Genomic DNA, 16,070 nt, shown 5'->3' on the forward strand with positions numbered 1-16,070 from the left:
GACAGCCGTTTTGCACGGCCAAGCTGCCTGCCGGGAGATGTGCGGTGAAGGCCGGCCGCAACCGTCCCCGCAGCAACTTCAACCTGCGCGGCCGCCTGACCCTGGTCGGCGTGGCGCTGGGCCTGTGCTCGGTCACCCTGATCGGCCGGGCGGCGTACGTGCAGCTGATCAACCGCGATTTTTACCAGCGCCAGGGCGAAGCGCGTTACCTGCGCGAGCTGCCCATCGCCACCTCGCGCGGCATGATCACCGACCGCAACGGCGAGCCGCTGGCGGTGTCCACGCCGGTGGAATCGATCTGGGTCAATCCGCAGGAACTGCTGCGCAACCCGGACCGCATCCCCGAGCTCGCCACTGCGCTCGGCCAGCCGCTGGACGAGTTGAATGCCAGGCTGGCGCAGAAGGCCAGCAAGGAATTCATGTACCTGCAGCGCCGGATCAATCCGGACAAGGCGCATGCGATCGTGGACCTGAAGATTCCCGGCGTGTTCTCGCAGCGCGAGTTCCGCCGCTTCTATCCGCAGGGCGAGGCGATGGCCCACGTGCTGGGCTTCACCAACATCGACGACCGCGGCCAGGAAGGACTGGAACTGGCCTTCGACGAATGGTTGCGCGGCAAGCCGGGCTCCAAGAAGGTGGTGCGCGATGCGCGCGGCGCCATCGTGGAGAGCGTGGACCTGGTGCGTCCGGCGCAGCCGGGCAAGGACCTGACCCTGAGCATTGACCGCCGCATCCAGTTCCTGGCCTACAAGGAACTGCGCAACGCGCTGGTCGAAAACAACGCCGCGGGCGGGTCGATAGTGGTGATGGACGTGGCCACCGGCGAAGTGCTGGCGATGGTCAACCTGCCGACCTACAACCCCAATTCGGTGACCGGCATCAACCCGTCGGCGCGCCGCAACCGCGCGGTCACCGATCTGGTGGAGCCGGGTTCGACGATGAAACCGCTGACCGTGGCCACCGCGCTGACTGCCGGGGTGGTGACCAAGGACACCGTCATCGACACCAACCCCGGCTACATGTCGGTGGGGCGCTTCACCATTCGCGATGTGCCGCGCAACAACGGTGTCCTCAACGTCACCGGGGTGATCACCCGCAGCTCCAACATCGGCGCGGCCAAGATCGCGGCCAAGGTGCCGGACCAGACCTTCTACCAGTCGATCCGCAACTTTGGTTACGGCAGCGCGCCGCATAGCGGATTTCCGGGCGAATCGTCCGGCGTGGTACTGCAGCCGCAGCGGTGGAGCGGCTCGTCCAAGACCACCATGTCCTACGGCTACGGCCTGTCGGTGACGCCGCTGCAGATTGCGCAGGCCTATGCCACGTTGGGCAATGGCGGCAAGCTGACACCACCGACCTTCGTGCGTGGCCAACATAACGAGTCGCGCCAGGTGGTCACGCCGGAAGTGGCGCGCGAAGTCATCGACATGATGGAAACCGTGGTCACCCAGGGCGGCGCCAAGGGCGCAGCGATCCTGGGCTATCACGTGGCCGGCAAGACCGGCACCGCGCGCAAGAACGGCGCCGGCGGCTACGAACGCGGCCACTACAACGCGCTGTTTGCCGGCCTGGTGCCGGCCAGTCGCCCGCGCTTTGCCACCGTCATCGTGATCAACGATCCGCAGGGCAAGGTGTACTACGGCGGGCTGGTATCGGCGCCGGTGTTCCACAAGGTGATGGAAGGCGCGCTGCGCCTGATGGACGTGCCGCCGGACGACATCCAGTCGTGGCTGGCTGCGCAGGCGGCCGGCAAGACCGGTCAGCCGGTGGTCAAGCCGCAGCCGGCCGAGCCGGATCCGGCGCTGGTGCCCGATCCGGTAGACGAAGTGTCTGCGGGCATTCCGACTGCGATCGCACCGCCGGCCGCGCCCGCGCAGCCGGCACCGTTGCAGGAGACCCGCCAGTGAGCCGCAGCATGCCGCTGTCGCAGCTATTGCCGGACCTGACGCTCGCGCGCGATGTGCAGGTCTCCGGCTTGGTGATGGACAGCCGTGCGGTGCGCCCGGGCGATGCCTTCGTGGCGATCGCCGGCTTCGGTGCGCATGGGCTGGGCTTTGTCGAGCAGGCGCGCGCCAATGGTGCGGCAGCGGTGTTGTTCGAACCGCCGGCGCCGGCCGAACTGCCGGCACCTGCCGATGCGATCGCGGTGCCCGGCCTGCGTGCACGGCTGGGTGCGATGGCCGATCAGTTCCATGGTCACCCGTCGCGCGCGCTGCGCATGGCTGGCGTCACCGGGACCAACGGCAAGACCTCCACCGTGCAACTGCTGGCGCAGGCGCTGACCTTGCTCGGCACACCGACCGGCACGCTGGGCACGCTGGGCGTGGGCTTGTACGGCGCGGCCGTGCCGACCGGATTCACCACGCCGCTGGTGCTGCCCATGCACGCGTTGCTGGCGCAGCTGCGCGATGAAGGCGCGCAGGCGGTGGCGATGGAAGTCAGCTCGCACGCACTCGATCAGGGCCGCGTGGATGCGGTGCATTTCGACGTGGCGGTGTTCACCAATCTCACCCGCGACCATCTCGATTACCACGGCGACATGGCGCAGTACGGCGCGGCCAAGGCCAAGCTGTTCTCTCGCGCCGGATTGAAGGCGGCGGTGGTGAATCTGGACGATGCGTTCGGCCGCAGCCTGTTCGCCTCGCTCGATCCGGCACTGCGCGCGGTCGGCGTGAGTTCGCGCGGGCAGGCCCAGGCTGGTGTGCGCGCGCAAGCCCTGCAGCTGGACCATAACGGCATTGGTTTCGCGCTGCATCTTGCTGGCGCAGTGCACCCGGTGCGCTCGTCGCTGCTGGGCCGCTTCAACGTAGACAATCTCTTGGCGGTGGCCGGCGCGCTGCATGCGCTGAATTACGCCCCGGCGCAGATCGCGCAGGTGCTGGGCCAGCTGCAGCCGATCCACGGCCGCATGAATCGCCTTGGCGGCGCGCACGGCGCACCGCTGGTGGTGGTCGACTACGCGCACACCCCCGATGCGCTGGAACAGGCACTGACCAGCCTGCGCTCGCATGCGCAGGACCGGTTGATCTGCGTGTTCGGCTGCGGCGGTGAGCGCGATACCGGCAAGCGCCCGCAGATGGCGGCCATTGCCGAACTCAATGCCGACGTGGCGATCGTCACCGACGACAACCCGCGCGGCGAAGACGGCGATGCGATCGTCGCTGACATCCTGCGCGGCTTTGCGCGCCCGGATGCGGCCATCGTGCAACGCGACCGCGCCGCGGCCATCCTCCAGGCCATCGGCATGGCAGGCGCTTCGGACATCGTGCTGATCGCCGGCAAGGGCCACGAGCCCTACCAGGAAGTGGCAGGCGTGCGGCATGCCTTCGACGACGCGGCAGTGGCGGCGCAGGCCTTGCTGCCGCGCACCGTGCTGGGAGTGCGCGCATGAAGCTCACTCCGCTGTCGCTGATCGCGCATTTTGCCGGCGGCGAACTGCATGGCGACGACGCCATGATCGATGCGGTCGGCAACGATACCCGCACGCTCGGCAGCGGCAGCCTATACGTGGCGCTGCGTGGCGAGCGTTTTGACGGGCACGATTTTGCGGCCGACGCGGTAGCGCGTGGTGCCAGCGGTGTGCTGGTCGAGCGCCTGCTGCCGACGCTGGGCGTGTCGCAGGTTCTGGTGGCCAACACCGAACTGGCCCTGGCGCGCATCGCTGCCGGCCTGCAGCGCGACCGTGCCAGCCGCGTGATCGCACTGACCGGCTCCAACGGCAAGACCAGCGTCAAGGCGCTGCTGCTGGCCATCCTGACCGAAGCCGGGCGTGTCGACGGCACCACCGTCTATGCCACGCCGGGCAATCGCAACAATGAAATCGGCCTGCCGCTGGCGGTGATCGCCGCGCCGGACGATGCGGATATCGCGGTGTACGAAATGGGGGCCGGCAAGCCCGGCGACATTGCCTATCTCACCGAGATCGCGCGGCCGCACGTGGCCCTGGTCAACAACATCGCACCGGCCCATCTGGAGCGCCTGGGCAGCCTGCTCGGGGTTGCACAGACCAAGGGCGCCATCTACACCGCGCTGCCGGCCGATGGCGTGGCGGTGATCAATGCCGACGACGCCTTCGGTGCCTGGTTCGAGCAGCACATGCTGGCGCAGCCGGTGCAGGGCCGTCGCGTGTTGCGGTACGGCCTGCAGGCCAGCGCCGAGATCACCGCGCGCGGGCTGCGGCTGCATGCCGAGGGCGCGCAGTTCACGCTGGTGACGCCGCAGGGCGAGGCGCAGATTGCGCTGCCGCTGCCGGGTCGCCACAACGTGCTCAATGCGCTGGCCGCCACCGGCCTGGCGTTGGGTGCGGGCATCGCATTGGCGGTGATTGCCGCCGGCCTGGCGCAGGCGCGCCCGGTGGCTGGCCGGCAGATCGCCCACCGTCTGCCAGGCGGGGCGGTACTGATCGACGACAGCTACAACGCCAACCCCGGGTCGCTGGATGCCGCCATCGATGCACTGGCCGCCGCGCCTGGCGCTGGCTGGCTGGTGTTGGGCGATATGCGCGAACTCGGCCCGGAAGGCGCCGCATTGCACGCCGCTGCCGGACGTCGCGCCCGCGCGGCCAAGCTGCAGCGGCTGTACGCGCTGGGCGAGCTCAGCACCGCCGCGGCGCAGGCATTCGGCGAGGGCGGCCGTGTGTTCGCCACCCATGCGGAGCTGGCGGCGGCATTGCAGGCGGATCTCTTGGAAGTCGCGGCCCGGGACCCGGGACCCGGGGAGGAGCAACAGCAGGTATCGGGAAGTACGCAGGAACACGCTTTGATTCAACAACACCAATCGCAATTCGCAGATGCTCTTACGAGTCCCGGGTCCCGGGTCCCGGGTCCCGGTTTTACGCCTTCCGGCTCCATCACCCTGCTGATCAAGGGCTCCCGCGGCAGCGCCATGGACCGCATCGTCGCCGCGTTGCTCGCACCTGTGGAGGACGCCTCCCATGCTGCTTGAGCTGGCGCGTTGGCTGCAGCAACTGGAGAGCCTGTTCGGGCTGTTCAACTATCTGACCTTCCGCGGCATCCTGGCCGCGCTGACCGCGCTGTTCCTGTCGCTGTGGATGGGCCCGGCGGTGATCCGCAAGCTGGCCCAGTTCAAGGGTGGCCAGCCGATCCGGCAGGACGGTCCGCAGACGCATTTCTCCAAGGCCGGCACCCCGACCATGGGCGGCTCGCTGATCCTGCTCACCGTCACCCTGTCGGTGCTGCTGTGGGGCGACTTGCGCAACCGTTATGTGTGGCTGGTGCTGGCGGTGATGATCTGCTTCGGCGCGATCGGCTGGTACGACGACTGGATCAAGATCGTGCGTCGCGATCCCAACGGCCTGAAGTCGCGCTGGAAGTACCTGCTGCAGTCGATCTTCGGCCTGGCCGCCGGCCTGTTCCTGTACTACACCGCCGACGTGCCGGCCGCGATCACCTTCTACATTCCGATGTTCAAGTCGATCGCGCTGCCGCTGGCCGGCGTGAGCTTCGTGGTGATCGCCTATTTCTGGATCGTGGGCTTCTCCAATGCGGTGAACCTCACCGACGGCCTGGATGGCCTGGCGATCATGCCGACCGTGCTGGTGGCCTGCGCGCTGGGCGTGTTCGCCTACGCCTCGGGCAACGTGGTGTTTGCCGACTACCTGAAGATCCCGCTGATTCCCGGGGCCGGCGAGCTGATCATCATCTGTTCGGCGATCGCCGGGGCAGGGCTGGGCTTTCTGTGGTTCAACACCTACCCGGCGATGGTGTTCATGGGCGACATCGGCGCGCTGTCGTTGGGCGCGGTGCTGGGCACCATCGCGGTGATCGTGCGCCAGGAAATGGTGCTGGTGATCATGGGCGGCGTGTTCGTGATCGAAACGCTGTCGGTGATGATCCAGGTGGCCAGCTTCAAGCTGACCGGCAAGCGCGTGTTCCGCATGGCGCCGATCCACCACCACTTCGAACTCAAGGGTTGGCCGGAGCCGCGGGTGATCGTGCGCTTCTGGATCATTTCGGTGGTGCTGGTGCTGATCGGCCTGGCCACGTTGAAGGTGCGCTGATGAACGACATGTCCCGCCAGGCCACGCGACTGGACGCCATCGGCGGCCGCTACGATCCGTGGCTGCTCGGGGCCGCGGTCACGCTCGCCTCGCTGGGCGTGGTGATGGTGGCTTCCAGCTCGATCGAGCTGGAGGCAAGCCCGTTCTATTACCTGACCCGCCACCTGCTGTTCCTGGGCGTCGGCATCGGGCTGGCCTTCTGGGCCATGCGTACCGAGCTCAAGACCATCGAGCAGCACAACCAGATGCTGCTGCTGGGCTGCTTTGTCATGCTCATCATGGTGTTCGTGCCTGGCCTGGGCAGCACCGTCAACGGCGCCAAGCGCTGGATCAATCTGGGCGTGTCCAGATTCCAGGTGGTCGAGTCGGTCAAGGTGCTCTACATCATCTGGCTGGCCAGTTACCTGGTGCGCTTTCGCGACGAGGTCAACGCGACCTGGCAGGCCATGCTCAAGCCGGTGTTCGTGGTCGGTTTCCTGGTGGCCCTGCTGTTGCTGCAGCCGGACTTCGGTTCGTCGATGCTGCTGTTGAGCGTCACCGCCTGCATGCTGGTGCTGGGCGGAGCGCCGATCGGGCGCATCATCCTGCCGATCCTGCTGCTGCTGCCGGCGCTGGTGGCGCTGGTGATCTTCGAGCCGTACCGCATGCGGCGCGTCACGTCCTTCATGGATCCGTGGGTCGATCAGCTCGGCTCGGGCTACCAGCTGTCCAACGCACTCATGGCCATCGGCCGTGGCCAGTGGATGGGCGTGGGCCTGGGCGCGTCGGTGCAGAAGCTCAACTACCTGCCCGAATCGCATACCGACTTCATCTTTTCGGTGATCGCCGAAGAACTGGGATTCATCGGCGTCTGCGGCGTAGTGGCCCTGTATGCACTGCTGGTCGGCCGGGCGTTCTGGCTGGGCATGCGCTGTGTGGAAATGAAGCGCCATTTCTCCGGCTACGTCGCCTTCGGTATCGGCCTGTGGGTGGCGATGCAGAGCTTCGTGTCGATCGGAGTGAACCTGGGGATTCTGCCAACCAAGGGCCTGACCCTGCCGCTGATTTCCTCCGGCGGTTCGTCGGTGCTGATGACCTGTGTGGCGATGGGCCTGCTGCTGCGGGTGTCCTATGAAATGGACCGCGCCGAGCGCCTGCGCAGCAAGTTGTCGCCACAGGGCGCGGGCGCTGCATCCGCCGAGCCGTCCGAACCCGCCGGCGAGCCGGAGCCACCCGCGCACGCGCCGCCGCCGCGCACACCGCAACGCGACACCGCTGCCGCCGCACCTGCTGCATCGGCGCCGGTCGCACCAGCGTCGGCGATCCTGCGCGGTACCAGCCGGATGCAGCCGCGCGTGGAACCGACCTTCGGGAGGATTGCATGAGCGTCTATGCGAATCCCGCGCAACAGCCCGCACATTCATGTGCGGAGACTCAACCTGTGATGATTCTGGCTGGCGGTACCGGTGGACATATTTTCCCGGGCCTGGCCGTGGCCAAGGTGCTGCGCGCGCGCGGCGTGCCAGTGACCTGGCTGGGTGCCGACGGGGCGATGGAGACGCGACTGGTACCGCAGCACGCGATCCAGATCGACACGCTGGCCATCAGTGGCCTGCGTGGCAAGGGCGTGATCAAGTTGCTTGGCGCACCGGTGCGGGTGATGCGCGCCGTGCGCGCCGCCGGTTTCGTGCTGCGCGAGCGCCAGCCGCGTGCGGTGATCAGTTTTGGTGGCTTTGCGGCTGGACCCGGTGGTCTGGCCGCGCGCCTGCTCGGCGTACCCTTGCTGGTGCACGAACAGAATCGCGCGCCCGGCATGACCAACAAGGTGCTGTCGCGCTTCGCGCGCCGCGTGCTGACCGGTTTTCCGGGCAGCTTCGCTGGCGAAGAAGCAGTGGGTAACCCGGTGCGCGCGGAAATCGCCGCGCTGCCGGATCCGGCGGTGCGTCTGGTGGGCCGCGGCGGCCCGGTGCGGGTGCTGGTGCTGGGCGGCAGCCAGGGCGCACGCGTACTCAATCAAGCCGTGCCGTCGGCGTTGGCCGCGCTCGGTCACCCGGACGTGCAGGTACGCCACCAGTGCGGTGAAAAGCTGCGCGGCGAAGCCGATGCGGCGTATGCGCAGGCCGGCGTCGATGCCAGCGTCGAACCCTTCATTGCCGACATGGCCGACGCCTATGCCTGGGCCGATCTGGTGGTGTGCCGTGCAGGCGCCTCCACGCTGGCCGAGCTATGCGCTGCCGGTGTCGGCAGCGTGCTGGTGCCCTTTGCCGCCGCCGTGGACGATCACCAGACCCGCAATGCCCAATACCTGGTCGGCGCGGACGCCGCCGTGTTGCTCAAGCAGGACGACAGCCTGCCGGTGCGCCTGCAGCAGGTCCTGCAGACCCTGCTCGCCGACCCCGCACGCCGCCTGTCGATGGCCCAAGCCGCCCGCACCCTGGCCAAGCCGGACGCTGCCGAGCGCATTGCCGACATCATTCTTCAAGAAGCCGGCAGTGGGGATTCGGGATTGGGGATTCGTAACAAGCAAACGCACAAGCAGGACAGCATGCAGACATCCGTAAATGGCGACCGTTCGGCGCAGTTGATCGCCACCAATCCCCAATCCCGAATTCCCAATCCCGGCACCTCAGCAGGAGGTGCTCAGTGATCCGCCGTCTGCAGGACAGTGGCGACCTGGTGCGTGCGTTCCCGCGCGTGCATTTCGTCGGTATCGGCGGCACAGGCATGAGCGGCATTGCCGAGGTCATGCTGACGCTGGGCTACGAAGTCTCCGGTTCGGACAATGCCGATAACGCGGCCACGCGACGGCTGGCCAGGCTCGGTGCGCGCGTGATGCGCGGCCACTCGGCCGCCAACGTGCTCGGCACCGATTGCGTGGTGGTCTCCAGCGCGATTCGCGAAGACAACCCCGAGCTGATGGAAGCGCGCAGCCAGCGCATTCCGATCATGCCGCGTGCGGCGATGCTGGCCGAGCTGATGCGCTTCCGTCGCGGCATCGCGGTGGCCGGCACGCACGGCAAGACCACCACCACCAGTCTGGCCGCGGCGGTACTGAGCGAAGGCGGCCTGGATCCGACCTTCGTCATCGGTGGCCAGCTGCTGGCCGCCGGTGCCAACGCCAAGCTCGGCGGTGGCCAGTGGCTGGTGGCCGAAGCCGACGAAAGCGACGGCAGCTTCCTGCGGCTGAATCCGTTGATGGCGGTGATCACCAATATCGATTCGGATCACCTGGAAAACTACGGCAACGATTTCGCCCGCGTGCAGGCCGCGTTTGCCGAATTCCTGCAGCGCCTGCCGTTCTATGGCCTGGCACTGCTGTGCATCGATGATCCGGAGGTGGCCGCGCTGGCCGGCAAGACGCCGCGTCACGTGATGAGCTACGGCATGAGCGAAAACGCCGACGTGCGCGCCGAAGATGTGGTGCAGGACGGCCCGCGCATGCGCTTCACCCTGCGCCTGCCCGAAGGCACCACCACGGCGGTGTCGCTGGCGTTGCCGGGCCGTCACAATGTACTCAACGCATTGGCCGCTGCCGCGATCGGTTGGCAGCTCGGCGTGGAGCCGCAGACCATTGCGCGCGCGCTGGAAAACTTCGCCGGTATCGGCCGCCGTTTCAACGATCTGGGCGAAGTCACCACCAGCAACGGCGCACGCGTGCGGGTGGTCGACGATTACGGCCATCACCCACGCGAGCTGGAAGCGGTGTTCGCCGCCGCCCGTGGCGGCTGGCCGGACAAGCGCTTGGTGGTGGCTTTTCAGCCTCACCGCTACAGCCGCACCCGCGATCAGTTCGACGCGTTTGCCGCGGTGCTCAGCACCGTGGATGCGCTGGTGCTGAGCGAAGTCTATCCCGCTGGCGAAGCACCGATTCCCGGTGCCGACTCGCGCGCACTGGCGCGTGCCATCCGTGCGCGCGGCCGTAGCGAACCGGTGGTGGTCGGGCAGATTGCCGGCCTGGCCGAAGTGCTGCCGGACGTGCTGCAGGACGGCGATCTGTTGCTGATGATGGGTGCTGGCGACATCGGCTATGTGGCGCAGCACATCATCAACAACGGATTTGTTGGAGAACAGGCATGAGTGCTGTCATCGCCAATGCCCGCACCGGCGACCCGGCCGCATTCGGCCGCGTTGCGGTGCTGCTCGGTGGCACCTCGTCCGAGCGTGAAGTCTCGTTGAACTCCGGCAGCAATGTGCTGGAAGCGCTGCGCGCACGCGGTGTTGATGCACAGCCGGTCGATGGCATTCCGGCATTGGCCCAGGCATTGGTCGCACAGCAGTTCGATCGGGTCTTCAACGTGCTGCACGGCCATGACGGCGGCGGCGAAGACGGCATCGTGCAGGGCTTGATGGAAGCCTTCGGCATCCCGTACACCGGCTCGGACGTGTTGGGTTCGGCCTTGAGCATGGACAAGATCCGCACCAAGCAGGTGTGGCTGTCGCTGGGCCTGAGCACGCCGCGCTATGCGCGCCTGGCTGCCGGTGCCAGCGCCAACGACATTCACGCTGCCGCCCGGCAGATCGGCTTGCCGGTGATCGTCAAGCCGGCCAACGAAGGGTCCAGCGTCGGCGTCAGCCGCGTGTTCGACCAGGCACAGCTCGAAGAAGCGGTGACCCTGGCTGCGCGCTACGACGGCGCGCTGTTGATGGAGCAGCTGATCGAGGGCGATGAACTCACCGTGGCCGTGCTCGGCGACACCGCGCTGCCATCGATCCGCATCGTGCCCAAGGGGCAGTGGTACGACTACAACGCCAAATACATCGCCGAGGACACGCAGTATCTGTGCCCCGGCCTGGAAGGCGAGGCCGAGGCGCAGATCCGCCAGCTCGCCCTCGACGCCTTCCGTGCTGCCGGCTGCCGCGGCTGGGGCCGCGTGGACGTGATGCGCGATGGCAGCAGCGGCCAGCTGTATCTGCTCGAAGTGAACACCGCCCCGGGCATGACCAGCCACTCGCTGGTGCCCAAGGCCGCCCGCCAGCTCGGCATCGAGTTCGAAGAGCTGGTCTGGCGCGTGCTGGAGCAGACGCTATGACGCGGGGATTGGGGATTGGGGATTCGGGATTGGTGAACAGCGGCGCCATGCGCGCCTTTGCTGTTGCTGCTGCCGTGACGAATCTCCAATCCCCAATGCCGAATCCCGCGCGCGGAGCGCGCCAATGAACGCCACCCTGCGCATCCTGGCCTGGTTGCTCGCGGTGGCGCTGGTTGCGCTGCCGGTGGTGGCTGTGCTCAACGGCTGGGTCGGTGCCGAGCGCTGGCCGTTGGCGAAGTTGCGGGTGTCCGGCGACTTCAAGCGGGTGCCGGCCGAGGAGTTGCGCGCAGTGGTGCTGCCGTATGCGCGCGCAGGCTTTTTTGCGGTGAAGCTGCAGAACGCGCAGGACGCCATCGCGCGCCTGCCGTGGGTGGAAAGCGCGCAGGTGCGCAAGCGCTGGCCGGACGTGCTGGAAGTGCGCGTGACCGAGCATAAACCGTTCGCGCGCTGGGGCACCGACCGCATGTTGTCCGAGCAGGGCCGGTTGTTCCGCAGCCCGCCGTTGCTCAAGGATTTCAAGTTGCCGCAACTCGGCGGCCCTGACAGCAAGACCCAGGACGTGGTGGCGCTCTACAACGAGTCGCGCGCGCTGTTCGCGCCGACCGGGCTGGATGTGGAGCGCCTGGAAATGGACGCGCGCGGCAGCTGGTCGCTGGGCCTGAGCAACGGCGTGCAGATCGTGATCGGCCGCGACGATGCGCGCTCCCGCCTGCAGCGCTTCGCCCACGTGCTGCCGCAACTGGCCGACCCGCAGCGCCCGATCATACGCGCCGACCTGCGCTATACCAATGGATTTACCGTTGAACGGCAGCGATTGGAGAGTGGGGATTCGGGATTGGAAAAAGCGCAGCCCCGGCATCGCGCAGCACCTTCCGCACCTCCCGTCGCCCTGGCACTTCCGCGTTTTTCCAATCCCGTATCCCGAATCTCGAATCCCGGCTTTAAGACATGAACCGCAAAGGCGACAAATCCCTCATCGTTGGACTGGACATCGGCACCTCCAAGGTCGTCGCGCTGGTCGGCGAATACTCGCCCGGCAATCCGATCGAAGTGATCGGCATCGGTTCGCATGAATCGCGCGGTCTCAAGCGCGGCGTGGTGGTGGACATCGAGTCCACCGTGCAGTCGATCCAGCGCGCGGTGGAAGAGGCCGAGCTGATGGCCGGTTGCGAGATCCGCTCGGTGTACGCGTCGATTTCCGGCAACCACGTGCAGTGCAAGAACTCGCCCGGCATCGTGCCGATTCGCGATGGCGAAGTGACCTGGAGCGATCTGGAGCGTGTGCTCGATGCGGCCAAGGCCGTGGCCATTCCGGCCGACCAGCGCATCCTGCATGCGATCCCGCGCGAGTACGTGCTGGACGATTCGCAGGAAGGCATCCGCAATCCGGTCGGCATGACCGGCGTGCGCCTGGAGGTGCATGCGCACCTGGTGGTGTGCGCGCAGTCGGCCGCCGCCAATATCACCAAGTGCGTGCAGAAGTGCGGCCTGCAGGTCGACGATCTGGTGCTGTCGTCGCTGGCATCGTCAGTCGCAGTGCTGACTGCCGACGAACGCGAGCTGGGCGTGGTGCTGGTGGACATCGGCGCCGGCACCACCGATCTGGCGGTGTATGTGCAGGGCGCGATCTGCCACACCGCTTCGTTGCCGATCGCCGGCGACCATGTCACCAACGACATCGCGCACATGCTGCGCACGCCCACGCCGGAAGCCGAGCAGATCAAGGTCCGCTACGCCTGCGCGCTGGCGCAGCTGGCGACGGCCGAAGAGAGCATCCAGGTGCCATCGGTGGGCGACCGCCCGCCGCGCCGCATGCCGCGCCACGCGCTCGCGCAGGCGGTGCAGGGCCGTTATGAAGAAATCTTCGAAATGGTGCAGGCCGAACTGCGCCGCTCCGGCTTCGAAGAAATGGTGCGCGCCGGCATGGTGCTCACCGGCGGCGCCTCGAAGATGGAAGGCGTGGTGGAACTGGCCGAAGAAATGCTGCAGATGCCGGTGCGCGTGGGCATCCCCCAGCACGTCACCGGCCTGGGCGAAGTCGTCGGCAACCCGGTACACGCCTCCGGCGTGGGCCTGCTGCTGATGGGCAGTCAGATCGAACATCCGCGCCGCCCGTCGATCCCGACCGGACGCGCGGGCAGCTTGTTCAAGAAATTGAAGAACTGGTATCGCGGGGAATTCTGAGGGGCTGGGATTCGGGAGTTGGGATTCGGGATTGGCAAGAGCAAGAACAAGAGCGAAAGGCAAAGCGGCGGCGGTTGCGAAGATTAAGTAGAGAGCGGCGAGCAGGTAGGCGGTAAAATTATTTGCAGGCATTGCGTCGAGGAGTAGGTGACACGAGCCGTGGAGCGCAACAGCGAATCTACGGCCCCGGCACACGAATCCCGACTTTCAAACAACAACACTCGCCGTGATGCGGAGTAGGGCAGGGGCCAGCGCTTTTACGAATCCCCAATCCCCACTCCCCAATCCCGGCTCAAGAGGACACTGACATGGCACATTTCGAACTGATTGAAAAAATGGCTCCCAACGCGGTCATCAAGGTCGTTGGCGTGGGCGGCGGTGGCGGTAATGCCGTCGCGCACATGGTCAACACCAATGTCGATGGCGTGGAATTCATCACCGCCAACACCGACTCGCAGGCGATCAAGAACTGCGGCGCCAAGCTGCAGCTGCAGCTCGGCACCAACGTCACCAAGGGCCTGGGCGCAGGCGCGAATCCGGAAGTCGGCCGTCAGGCGGCGCTGGAAGATCGCGAGCGCATCATGGACGCGCTGCAGGGTGCGGACATGGTGTTCATCACCGCCGGCATGGGCGGCGGCACCGGTACCGGTGCTGCACCGGTCGTTGCGCAGCTGGCCAAGGAAATGGGCATCCTGACCGTGGCCGTGGTCACCAAGCCGTTCCCGTTCGAAGGCCGTCGCCGCATGCAGGTCGCGCTCAAGGGCATCGAGGAACTGAGCCAGCATTGCGACTCGCTGATCACCATTCCCAATGAAAAGCTGATCACCGTGCTGGGCCGCAACGCCACCATGATCCAGGCGTTCCGCGCCGCCAACGACGTGCTGCAGGGCGCGGTGCAGGGCATCGCCGACCTGATCGTGCGTCCGGGCCTGATCAACGTCGACTTCGCCGACGTGCGCACCGTGATGTCGGAAATGGGCCTGGCCATGATGGGCACCGGGTCGGCACGCGGCGACGATCGCGCGCAGGCCGCCGCCGAAGCCGCCATCCAGAACCCGCTGCTGGACGATGTGAATCTGGCCGGCGCCAACGGCATCCTGGTCAACATCACCGCCGGCCCGGACTTCACCATGTCCGAGTTCGACGAGATCGGCCGCACCATCGAAGCGTTCGCCTCGGAAGACGCGACCGTGGTCGTCGGCACCGTGTTGGACCCGGACATGCAGGACGAAGTGCGCGTGACCGTAGTCGCCACCGGCCTGAACCGTGCGGTCGCCCGTCAGACCCAGCGTCCGGACCAGCGCGCGCCGATTAAGCTGGTGCGCAATGCCACCACCGGCCAGCCGGAATTCGGCGACTTCGACACCAGCAACGGCGACGCGGTGTCCAAGGCGGTCGGCGGCAGCATGGGCCTGGGCCTGCGTCGTCCGAGCAGCGATTCGGTCGGCAGCAGCGCTGGCAACCAAAACAGCGGCGGTGCTTCGGCGCCGGCAGCCGATCTGCCCAACGACTACCTGGATATCCCGGCGTTCCTGCGCCGCCAGGCCGACTGACGGGCGCCGGCTGCGTCGCCACGGTGGCGCAGCCCGTCCAGCCCGGCGATTGCGTCGGGTCTGCCATGCCATGTCCTTTCTGCCGGATCGGTCGCGATCCGGCAGCTTTTGCAGTGGCGTGACCGCTGGGTTTCGCCTCGTCACGCGTAACTTGTTAAAATTCGGCTAACCTCACCGAATTAGACAGCCTGTTCAGCGTCTGTCTGCATTGCTCCCCCAGACTTCGTCCTATGACCCAGCAACGCACTCTCAAGAACACCATTCGCGCCACCGGCGTCGGCCTGCACAGTGGCGACAAGGTGTACATGACGCTACGACCGGCCCCGGTCGATCATGGCGTGGTGTTCCGGCGCGTGGACCTGGAGCCGGTGGTCGAAGTCCCCGCCGATGCCGAGCTGGTCACCGAGACCACGCTGTGCACCGGCCTGACCTGTAACGGCGCCAAGATCCAGACGGTCGAGCACCTGATGTCGGCGCTGGCCGGGTTGGGTGTGGACAACGTCATCGTCGAGCTGTCCTCGGCCGAGTTGCCGATCATGGACGGCTCGTCCGGCCCATTCGTGTTCCTGCTGCAGTCGGCAGGCATCGTCGAGCAGAACAAGGCCAAGCGCTTCATCCGCATCAAGCAGCCGGTGGAAGTGCGCGAGGGCGACAAGATCGCGCGCTTCGAGCCGTACGAGGGCTACAAGCTCGGCTTCACCATCGAATTCAATCACCCGATGATCCCGGCCAAGCAGTCGCGCCAGGAAATCGAGTTCTCCACCTCGGCCTACGTCAAGGAAATCTCGCGCGCGCGCACCTTCGGTTTCATGCGCGATCTGGAGTACATGCGCGAGCGCAACCTGGGCCTGGGCGGCTCGATGGACAATGCCATCGTGCTGGACGAGTTCCGCGTGCTCAACGAGGACGGCCTGCGCTATACCAACGAATTCGTCCGCCACAAGATCCTGGACGCCATCGGCGACCTGTATCTGGCTGGCGGTGCCATCCTGGGTGCCTATGAAGGCTTCAAATCCGGGCATGCGCTCAACAACAAGCTGGTGCGCGCGCTGCTGGCGGACCAGAGCGCCTGGGAATGGGTCAGCTTTGCCGAGGGCGCCGAGCCGCCACCGGTCACCTACGCCAGCCCCGTCTACGCCTGATGTCGGGGAATGCCGCAGTCGGCGTTCGAAGTGTGAACTGCGTCGGATTACCGGCCCGTTCTTAACTTTTATTTAAGACTTCTCTAACTCCTGCGTGGCTGAGGCCCGCTAGGATGCGTCGGGTCGTGCGCGGTCTTCGCAATTCTTTCACGCTGCGGCGGCC

12 protein-coding genes are annotated in these 16,070 nt (G+C 66.6%); all 12 read left to right on the plus strand.

Translation table 11 applies throughout. The features are described 5' to 3' along the window. Positions 1-44: 44 nt before the first annotated feature. The 12 genes from XCSCFBP4642_RS0106265 to lpxC all read left to right on the plus strand — a co-directional run bounded on the left by XCSCFBP4642_RS0106265 (position 45) and on the right by lpxC (position 15,907). Positions 45-1,907 (plus strand): peptidoglycan D,D-transpeptidase FtsI family protein, encoded by a 1,863-nt coding sequence (locus tag XCSCFBP4642_RS0106265; RefSeq protein ID WP_029219054.1) that lies wholly within the window; start codon positions 45-47, stop codon positions 1,905-1,907. 8 nt (positions 1,908-1,915) lie between these two features. Further along, complete coding sequence (locus XCSCFBP4642_RS0106270) at positions 1,916-3,391, plus strand: UDP-N-acetylmuramoyl-L-alanyl-D-glutamate--2,6-diaminopimelate ligase (RefSeq protein WP_029219055.1); 1,476 nt, start codon at positions 1,916-1,918, stop codon at positions 3,389-3,391. Further along, positions 3,388-4,944, plus strand: a complete 1,557-nt coding sequence (locus XCSCFBP4642_RS0106275) for a UDP-N-acetylmuramoyl-tripeptide--D-alanyl-D-alanine ligase (RefSeq protein ID WP_029219056.1) — start codon at positions 3,388-3,390, stop codon at positions 4,942-4,944. Before XCSCFBP4642_RS0106270 ends, XCSCFBP4642_RS0106275 begins: the two co-directional genes overlap by 4 nt. Continuing rightward, positions 4,934-6,019, plus strand: coding sequence for a phospho-N-acetylmuramoyl-pentapeptide-transferase (gene mraY, locus XCSCFBP4642_RS0106280; protein ID WP_029219057.1), 1,086 nt, complete (start codon positions 4,934-4,936; stop codon positions 6,017-6,019). The genes XCSCFBP4642_RS0106275 and mraY overlap by 11 nt, the downstream gene beginning before the upstream one ends. After that, positions 6,019-7,383 (plus strand): putative lipid II flippase FtsW, encoded by a 1,365-nt coding sequence (ftsW, locus tag XCSCFBP4642_RS0106285; protein ID WP_029219058.1) that lies wholly within the window; start codon positions 6,019-6,021, stop codon positions 7,381-7,383. Before mraY ends, ftsW begins: the two co-directional genes overlap by 1 nt. After that, on the plus strand, positions 7,380-8,645 hold the full coding sequence (gene murG / locus XCSCFBP4642_RS0106290; protein ID WP_029219059.1) for an undecaprenyldiphospho-muramoylpentapeptide beta-N-acetylglucosaminyltransferase: 1,266 nt from the start codon (positions 7,380-7,382) through the stop codon (positions 8,643-8,645). Before ftsW ends, murG begins: the two co-directional genes overlap by 4 nt. Beyond that, positions 8,642-10,075: a UDP-N-acetylmuramate--L-alanine ligase gene (gene murC / locus XCSCFBP4642_RS0106295; RefSeq protein ID WP_029219060.1), complete on the plus strand. Its 1,434-nt coding sequence runs from the start codon at positions 8,642-8,644 to the stop codon at positions 10,073-10,075. The genes murG and murC overlap by 4 nt, the downstream gene beginning before the upstream one ends. Further along, the gene (locus tag XCSCFBP4642_RS0106300; RefSeq protein WP_029219061.1) at positions 10,072-11,028 is read left to right on the plus strand and encodes a D-alanine--D-alanine ligase; all 957 of its coding nucleotides are present in this window, start codon (positions 10,072-10,074) and stop codon (positions 11,026-11,028) included. The genes murC and XCSCFBP4642_RS0106300 overlap by 4 nt, the downstream gene beginning before the upstream one ends. A gap of 124 nt (positions 11,029-11,152) precedes the next feature. Further along, on the plus strand, positions 11,153-11,980 hold the full coding sequence (locus XCSCFBP4642_RS0106305; RefSeq protein WP_029219062.1) for a cell division protein FtsQ/DivIB: 828 nt from the start codon (positions 11,153-11,155) through the stop codon (positions 11,978-11,980). Then, positions 11,977-13,212, plus strand: a complete 1,236-nt coding sequence (gene ftsA / locus XCSCFBP4642_RS0106310) for a cell division protein FtsA (RefSeq protein ID WP_003485272.1) — start codon at positions 11,977-11,979, stop codon at positions 13,210-13,212. The genes XCSCFBP4642_RS0106305 and ftsA overlap by 4 nt, the downstream gene beginning before the upstream one ends. A 308-nt stretch (positions 13,213-13,520) precedes the next feature. Then, positions 13,521-14,765, plus strand: a complete 1,245-nt coding sequence (gene ftsZ, locus XCSCFBP4642_RS0106315; protein ID WP_029219063.1) for a cell division protein FtsZ — start codon at positions 13,521-13,523, stop codon at positions 14,763-14,765. 230 nt (positions 14,766-14,995) lie between these two features. After that, positions 14,996-15,907 carry a UDP-3-O-acyl-N-acetylglucosamine deacetylase gene (lpxC, locus tag XCSCFBP4642_RS0106320; protein ID WP_029219064.1) on the plus strand — a complete coding sequence of 304 codons (912 nt, stop codon included), beginning with the start codon at positions 14,996-14,998 and terminating at the stop codon, positions 15,905-15,907. Positions 15,908-16,070 lie beyond the last annotated feature (163 nt).

The organism is Xanthomonas cassavae CFBP 4642, assembly GCF_000454545.1.
In the GTDB taxonomy this organism is placed as follows: domain Bacteria; phylum Pseudomonadota; class Gammaproteobacteria; order Xanthomonadales; family Xanthomonadaceae; genus Xanthomonas; species Xanthomonas cassavae.

What these genes read in the sequence shown, in the direction of transcription:
- XCSCFBP4642_RS0106305 (WP_029219062.1), top strand. Translation starts at nt 11,153, where the DNA reads ATGAACGCCACCCTGCGCATCCTGGCCTGGTTGCTCGCGGTGGCGCTG.
- mraY (WP_029219057.1), top strand. Translation starts at nt 4,934, where the DNA reads ATGCTGCTTGAGCTGGCGCGTTGGCTGCAGCAACTGGAGAGCCTGTTC.
- lpxC (WP_029219064.1), top strand. Translation starts at nt 14,996, where the DNA reads ATGACCCAGCAACGCACTCTCAAGAACACCATTCGCGCCACCGGCGTC.
- XCSCFBP4642_RS0106275 (WP_029219056.1), top strand. Translation starts at nt 3,388, where the DNA reads ATGAAGCTCACTCCGCTGTCGCTGATCGCGCATTTTGCCGGCGGCGAA.
- XCSCFBP4642_RS0106300 (WP_029219061.1), top strand. Translation starts at nt 10,072, where the DNA reads ATGAGTGCTGTCATCGCCAATGCCCGCACCGGCGACCCGGCCGCATTC.
- XCSCFBP4642_RS0106270 (WP_029219055.1), top strand. Translation starts at nt 1,916, where the DNA reads ATGCCGCTGTCGCAGCTATTGCCGGACCTGACGCTCGCGCGCGATGTG.
- ftsW (WP_029219058.1), top strand. Translation starts at nt 6,019, where the DNA reads ATGAACGACATGTCCCGCCAGGCCACGCGACTGGACGCCATCGGCGGC.
- ftsA (WP_003485272.1), top strand. Translation starts at nt 11,977, where the DNA reads ATGAACCGCAAAGGCGACAAATCCCTCATCGTTGGACTGGACATCGGC.
- murG (WP_029219059.1), top strand. Translation starts at nt 7,380, where the DNA reads ATGAGCGTCTATGCGAATCCCGCGCAACAGCCCGCACATTCATGTGCG.
- ftsZ (WP_029219063.1), top strand. Translation starts at nt 13,521, where the DNA reads ATGGCACATTTCGAACTGATTGAAAAAATGGCTCCCAACGCGGTCATC.